Source organism: Pseudomonas sp. Sample_24 (assembly GCF_004307605.1).
In the GTDB taxonomy this organism is placed as follows: domain Bacteria; phylum Pseudomonadota; class Gammaproteobacteria; order Pseudomonadales; family Pseudomonadaceae; genus Aquipseudomonas.
Genome location: NZ_RCNW01000202.1, coordinates 1 through 6,098, shown reverse-complemented (window position 1 = coordinate 6,098; position 6,098 = coordinate 1). Strand labels below are relative to the sequence as shown.

Here is a 6,098-nt window from a genome sequence, read left to right as displayed (position 1 = left end):
CTCGTCAGAAAAGACGTGCACCGCTGGCAAAAGAGCCAGGTCTGACGTGATGAAGCAGATTTGTCTTGGTCGCATCTGCGGCTTCGACGGTGAAGCATCAAGCGTTTTACGCAAATGCCATTAGCCCGGCTGAGGGCCGGGCTTGGCAGAAGCTTGCTACGATCGTCTGTGTATTAGTACAGACGAACGGCGCGGCGCTGTTCGCGCTGAACTTTCTTGGCGTGACGCTTAACAGCGGCTGCTGCCTTGCGCTTACGCTCAGAAGTTGGCTTCTCGTAAAATTCGCGGCTACGAACTTCAGCCAGTACACCGGCTTTTTCGCAGGAGCGCTTGAAACGACGCAGAGCTACGTCGAAGGGTTCGTTCTCTTTTACTTTGACGGCTGGCATCCAGAGCTACCTTCATTCATTACCGGGGTCAACATCCTCGCGGCAAAAGAGCACTTGAAGACGTCGGTTTTTAAGGGTTGCGGATGTTAACCCCTCATCGCTCGGAATGCAAAGCCTCTGATCGAAAACCGCTGGTCGGGGCATCACGCGGCGACTATTATGCGCGCCTTCGAATTCAGCCTAAACAAGGCGCAAACCCATGCTAGTACTGGGATTAGAAACCTCTTGCGACGAAACCGGTGTCGCATTGTATGACAGCGAGCGCGGCCTGCTGGCCGACGCGCTGTTCAGTCAGATCGACCTGCACCGCGCCTATGGTGGCGTGGTGCCGGAGCTGGCCTCGCGCGATCACGTCAAACGCATGCTGCCCTTGATCCGTCAGGTGTTGGCGGAAGCCGACTGCGTGCCGACCGAGATCGACGCGATCGCTTATACCGCGGGTCCTGGCCTGGTGGGCGCGTTGCTGGTAGGTGCTTCCTGCGCCCAGGCGCTGGCCTTTGCCTGGGGTATTCCGGCCCTCGGCGTGCACCACATGGAAGGCCACTTGCTGGCACCGATGCTGGAGCCGCAACCGCCGCAATTTCCGTTCGTCGCTTTGTTGGTGTCCGGTGGGCATACGCAGCTGGTGCAGGTTGACGGAATCGGTCAGTACTCTCTGTTGGGCGAGACGCTGGACGATGCTGCAGGTGAAGCCTTCGACAAAACAGCGAAGATGATGGGCCTGAATTATCCAGGCGGGCCGGAGATTGCTCGTTTGGCAGAGCAGGGCGTTGCAGGACGTTTCGTTTTCCCGCGTCCGATGTGCGACCGTCCGGGCCTCGACTTTAGCTTCAGTGGCTTGAAAACCTTTGCATTGAATACCTGGCAACAGTGTGTGAGCGCCGGGGACGACGGCGAGCAAGCCCGTTGCGACATCGCGCTGGCGTTCCAGCAGGCCGTGGTGGAGACTTTGACCATCAAGTGCAAGCGTGCGTTGAAAGCGGCAGGCATGAAGCGCCTGGTGATCGCAGGGGGCGTCAGTGCCAACAAGGCACTACGCTCTTCTTTAGAAAAAATGCTCGGGGACATGAAGGGCGATGTTTTTTATGCCCGTCCGGAGTTCTGCACCGACAATGGCGCAATGATCGCGTTTGCCGGTTGCCAGCGCTTGCAGGCAGGCCAGCAGGAAAGCCTGGCGATCAGCGTGCAGGCGCGCTGGCCGATGGAGCAGTTGTCGGCACTGTGATGAGCGGCGCTTGAGGTCGGCCTCTAAAAATGCCGTTCGCGCCCTGCAAACAGGTCGCGTAGATTGCCGCGATGGCGCCAGACGATCAGGCCCGTGAGGGCGCTCATGGGCAGCAGTGCTGCCGGTTCCTGCCAGGCCAGTAGCGGCAGGGTCAGTGGTGTAGCGATCAGGGCGGCCAGCGAGCTGGTTCGGGTCAGGTAGAACGTCAGCAGCCAGGCGCAGACCGCCAGCAACGCGGCGGGTGGATACAGGCCCAGCAACATTCCGGCAGCGGTGGCGACGCCCTTGCCACCGCGAAAGCGGAAGTACAGCGGGAACAGGTGACCGATGACGGCGCAGACGCCGATCCAGGCCTGATCCTGCAGGGAAAGGCCCGCAGCAGCGGCGATCAGTACGGGCAGCAGGCCTTTGAAGAGATCGCCGAGCAAGGTCAGGATGGCGAGTTTTTTGCCCGCCAGGCGCAACATGTTGGTAGCACCGGCATTGCCGGAGCCACTCATTCGCGGATCGGGGTTACCGGTCAGTCGGCTGAGCAAAATGGCGAAGGACAGAGAGCCGAGCAGGTAGGCGAGGATCGCCAGTAACCAAAACATGCTAACTATTCCGGGCGAGGACGCCCTGATTCTAACGGCGCATTGCGCCCTTGTCGTGTAGCGGAGAAAAGTGCTTGGACAGAGTGTTTATCGAGGGCCTGGAAGTCGATACCGTGATTGGTGCCTACGACTGGGAGCGAGGCATCCGGCAATGCTTGCGTCTGGATTTGAGCTTTGCCTGGGACAATCGCCCTGCCGCGGCCGGCGATGACCTGACCCTGGCGCTCGATTACGCGAGCGTTTCGTCGCGCATCCAGGCCTTTGCCGAGCAGGCACAGTTCCAGCTGGTTGAAACATTCGCCGAACGTTTGGTTGAAGTGCTCATGAGCGAATTCAAGATTACCTGGATGCGTCTCAAGTTGACCAAGCCTGGTGCCGTTCCTGCCGCTACCGGTGGCGTGGGTGTGGAGATCGAGCGCGGATGTCGCTAACCCAGGTGTATCTCGGGCTCGGTAGCAACATCGAGCGCGAAGCCCATTTGCAGGCCGGACTGGAAGCTTTGGCGGGTTTTCTGGTGGATGTCCATTGCTCGCCGGTTTTCGAAAGCCAGCCCGTCGGCATCAAGAGCGGGCCATTCTTCAATTTCGTGGTGTCGGCGTATACCGACCTTCCCCTGATGGAACTGGATCGCCGCTTGAAGTTTATTGAGGCGGATAATGGTCGTTATGCACCTGAACGCCGAGGTTTGCCGCTGGATATCGATGTTTTGTTGTTCGGTGATCTGGTGGGTAATTTCGATGGCCTGGTCTTGCCGCGGGCAGAAATCCTGAAAAATGCCTTTGTGCTGTGGCCGTTGTCGTTGATTGCGCCGGATCGCGTGCATCCGGGCGTAGGCAAAAGCTTTGCGATCTTGTGGAGTGAAGCTCAGATTGATCAGGTGTTGGCGCCGGTTGCGTTTGAGTGGCGTGGTGAGCAACTGACGCCCGCAGATTTGCTGTGATCCTGTTGGCTTCATCGCGGGCAAGCTTTATTCCTACAGGATCTGCGCTGCCCCTGTAGGAGCGAGGCTTGCCCGCGAAGCTGTTCAGGCGGACGTCGCCTCTTTGTAGGCCTTCAGTGCCTTCAACCGCTCGCGCTTGATCGCCTCACCCAATTCCGGCCCCTTGAATCCCTTCTCCAGCAATGGCTGAACTGCAACGCTACGAGCCGCTTGCGCGGCACCGCGCAGATAATCCGCCTGTGGATAACTTCTCTGCTCCAAGCCTTTGCGCCCTCGGGCGTCCATCTCGCACGCCGCGATGAATTCCTCGAACCGCTGGGGCCGACGGTAAACGTCGAAGCTTTGGAGCAACTCCAGCAATGTCGATGGCTTCAGCTCAAGGGCGCGATGACCGTGGGTGTGATACTCGCCCACCAGCAGCGCCAATTCCTGACAATCCCTCGGTGCCTTGAAACGTTCATTGACCGCTTTGATCAGCTTCAATCCCTTGAACTCATGGGCAATGTGTCGCGGCCATTGTTCTTCCGGCGTCAGGCCTTTGCCCAAGTCATGCAGCAGGCAGGCCCAGCGTACGGTGAGCGGTTGTTGGTGCTGCGCCGCCTGTTCCAGCACGCTCAGAGTGTGCACACCGGTATCGATTTCCGGGTGGTGGGCCTCGGGTTGCGGTACGCCGAACAGGGCGTCTATTTCCGGCATCAGCACCTTGAGCGCGCCGCAGGCTCGCAACACTTCGATAAATACCTGAGGTCGATCTTCCATCAGCGCGCGGGAAATTTCTTTCCAGCTGCGCTCCGCCGTCAGTGCTTGCAGTTCACCTGACTCGCTGAGCTGGCGCATTAGCTCCAGTGTCTCGGCGGCAACGGTGAATCCGAGCCCGGCATAACGCGCAGCAAAGCGGGCAACGCGCAGAACCCTGAGCGGATCTTCGGCGAATGCGGGAGATACATGGCGAAGAATGCGCGCTTCGAGGTCACGCTGACCGTGGTAGGGGTCGGTCAGGTTTTGCTGGTCGTCCTCGGCGATGGCATTGATCGTCAGGTCGCGGCGGATCAAATCTTCTTCAAGGGTTACTTCAGGGCTGGCGTGGAACGTGAACCCGCCGTAACCGCGGCCACTTTTGCGTTCAGTGCGGGCGAGGGCGTATTCCTCACCGGTTTTTGGATGTAGGAACACCGGGAAATCCGCACCGACCGGACGAAAGCCCTTGGCGAGCATCTCTTCGGTAGTGGCGCCGACCACCACACGGTCGATGTCAGTGACAGGAATGCCCAGCAGGCGATCGCGCACCGCGCCGCCGACTTTATAGATCCGCATAAAAAACCTCCGTTAGCTCGACAGGATAACCGTTGCGTCGGGCTTTCGGAGGCACAAACAGAATCAAAGGTGAATGACAGCCAGGTCCAGCCGCCCGTAATCGCCTTCACTGTGTTCACCTTTGGGGGGAACATGGTGAGTTTTCATCACCTGATCCCCTTGCAGGGTTTCCAGGTGAATGTCGAAGCCCCAGAGCCGGTGCAGGTGCTTGAGCACTTCCTCGGTGGACTCTCCCAACGGTTTGCGGTCGTGTTGCTGGTGGCGCAGGGTCAGCGAGCGGTCGCCGCGGCGGTCGATGCTGTAGATCTGCACGTTGGGCTCGCGATTCCCCAGGTTGTACTGGGCGGCGAGGGTTTCACGAATGGTGCGATAGCCGCCCTCGTCGTGAATCGCCGGAACCAGCAGGTCGTCCTTCTGGTCATCATCGAGAATGCTGAACAGCTTCAAGTCGCGAATCACCTTGGGCGACAGATACTGCAGAATGAAACTCTCATCCTTGAAACTGCTCATGGCGAACTTGATGGCGGCCAGCCAGTCGGTGCCTGCAATGTCGGGGAACCAGCGGTAGTCCTCCTCAGTGGGCTCCTCACACATGCGACGGATGTCACGGTACATGGCAAAGCCCAGTGCGTAGGGGTTGATGCCGCTGTAGTAGGGGCTGTCGAAGCCAGGCTGGAAAACCACGCTGGTGTGGGATGTGAGGAACTCCATCATGAAACCGTCGGTCACCAGGCCTTCGTCGTACAGGTCGTTCATCAGGGTGTAGTGCCAGAACGTGGCCCAGCCCTCGTTCATGACCTGGGTTTGGCGCTGTGGATAAAAATACTGGGCAATCTTGCGCACGATGCGCACAATTTCCCGCTGCCATGGCTCCAGCAGCGGCGCATGTTTTTCGATGAAGTACAGAATGTTTTCCTGCGGCTCGGCGGGGAAACGTGCGTTGTCCTTGTCGCTGTATTTGTCCGCGCCTTTGGGAATGGTTCGCCACAGATCATTGATCTGTTTCTGCATATGCTCTTCGCGGTCCTTTTGCCGACGGCGTTCTTCTTCGGCGGAAATCGGATAAGGCCGCTTGTAGCGGTCGACACCGTAGTTCATCAGGGCGTGGCAGGAATCGAGGAGGTCTTCCACCGCGTCGATACCATGACGTTCTTCGCACTGCATGATGTACTGCTTGGCGAACACCAGGTAATCGATAATCGAGCTCGCGTCGGTCCACGTGCGGAACAGGTAATTGCCTTTGAAAAAACTGTTGTGCCCATAACAGGCATGCGCCACAACCAGCGCCTGCATGCAGATGGTGTTTTCTTCCATCAGGTAGGCGATGCACGGGTCGGAGTTGATCACGATTTCGTAGGCCAGCCCCATCTGGCCGCGTGTATAGGATTTTTCGGTGCTCAGGAAGTGTTTGCCGTAGGACCAATGGTGATAACCCAGCGGCATGCCGACGGAGGCGTAGGCGTCCATCATCTGTTCGGCGGTGATCACTTCGATCTGGTTAGGATAGGTATCGAGGGCGTAGCCCGCCGCAATACGGCTGATTTCGCGGTCGTAGGCCTGGATCAGCTCGAACGTCCATTCAGAGCCGGTGGAAATGGGTTGGCGCTTCTGCTCTTTGGCGGTCATGTCACTAACCT

General features: G+C 58.7%; 7 protein-coding genes. 3 read left to right on the top strand and 4 right to left on the bottom strand.

Annotated elements, in window-relative coordinates; all coding sequences use genetic code 11:
- Positions 1 to 173: 173 nt before the first annotated feature.
- On the bottom strand, positions 174 to 389 hold the full coding sequence (gene rpsU, locus D8V06_RS10270; protein ID WP_002551877.1) for a 30S ribosomal protein S21: 216 nt from the start codon (positions 387 to 389) through the stop codon (positions 174 to 176).
- A 199-nt stretch (positions 390 to 588) separates the two neighbouring features.
- On the opposite strand from rpsU, the gene tsaD reads away from it, so the two are divergent.
- Positions 589 to 1,614 carry a tRNA (adenosine(37)-N6)-threonylcarbamoyltransferase complex transferase subunit TsaD gene (tsaD, locus tag D8V06_RS10265; RefSeq protein ID WP_056853547.1) on the top strand — a complete coding sequence of 342 codons (1,026 nt, stop codon included), beginning with the start codon at positions 589 to 591 and terminating at the stop codon, positions 1,612 to 1,614.
- Positions 1,615 to 1,637: 23 nt separating this feature from the next.
- On the opposite strand, the gene plsY is transcribed toward tsaD, so the two are convergent.
- A complete protein-coding gene (plsY, locus tag D8V06_RS10260; protein ID WP_056853546.1) occupies positions 1,638 to 2,207 on the bottom strand; it encodes a glycerol-3-phosphate 1-O-acyltransferase PlsY in 570 nt (189 codons plus the stop codon).
- Positions 2,208 to 2,281: 74 nt separating this feature from the next.
- On the opposite strand from plsY, the gene folB reads away from it, so the two are divergent.
- Positions 2,282 to 2,638, top strand: coding sequence for a dihydroneopterin aldolase (folB, locus tag D8V06_RS10255; RefSeq protein ID WP_008051601.1), 357 nt, complete (start codon positions 2,282 to 2,284; stop codon positions 2,636 to 2,638).
- Positions 2,629 to 3,147 (top strand): 2-amino-4-hydroxy-6-hydroxymethyldihydropteridine diphosphokinase, encoded by a 519-nt coding sequence (gene folK / locus D8V06_RS10250; protein WP_056853545.1) that lies wholly within the window; start codon positions 2,629 to 2,631, stop codon positions 3,145 to 3,147. Before folB ends, folK begins: the two co-directional genes overlap by 10 nt.
- Positions 3,148 to 3,231: 84 nt before the next feature.
- Here folK and D8V06_RS10245 read toward each other — a convergent pair whose 3' ends face one another.
- Positions 3,232 to 4,461 (bottom strand): multifunctional CCA addition/repair protein, encoded by a 1,230-nt coding sequence (locus D8V06_RS10245; protein ID WP_056853544.1) that lies wholly within the window; start codon positions 4,459 to 4,461, stop codon positions 3,232 to 3,234.
- 63 nt (positions 4,462 to 4,524) lie between these two features.
- Positions 4,525 to 6,087, bottom strand: coding sequence for a SpoVR family protein (locus D8V06_RS10240; RefSeq protein ID WP_056853543.1), 1,563 nt, complete (start codon positions 6,085 to 6,087; stop codon positions 4,525 to 4,527).
- Positions 6,088 to 6,098: the final 11 nt, after the last annotated feature.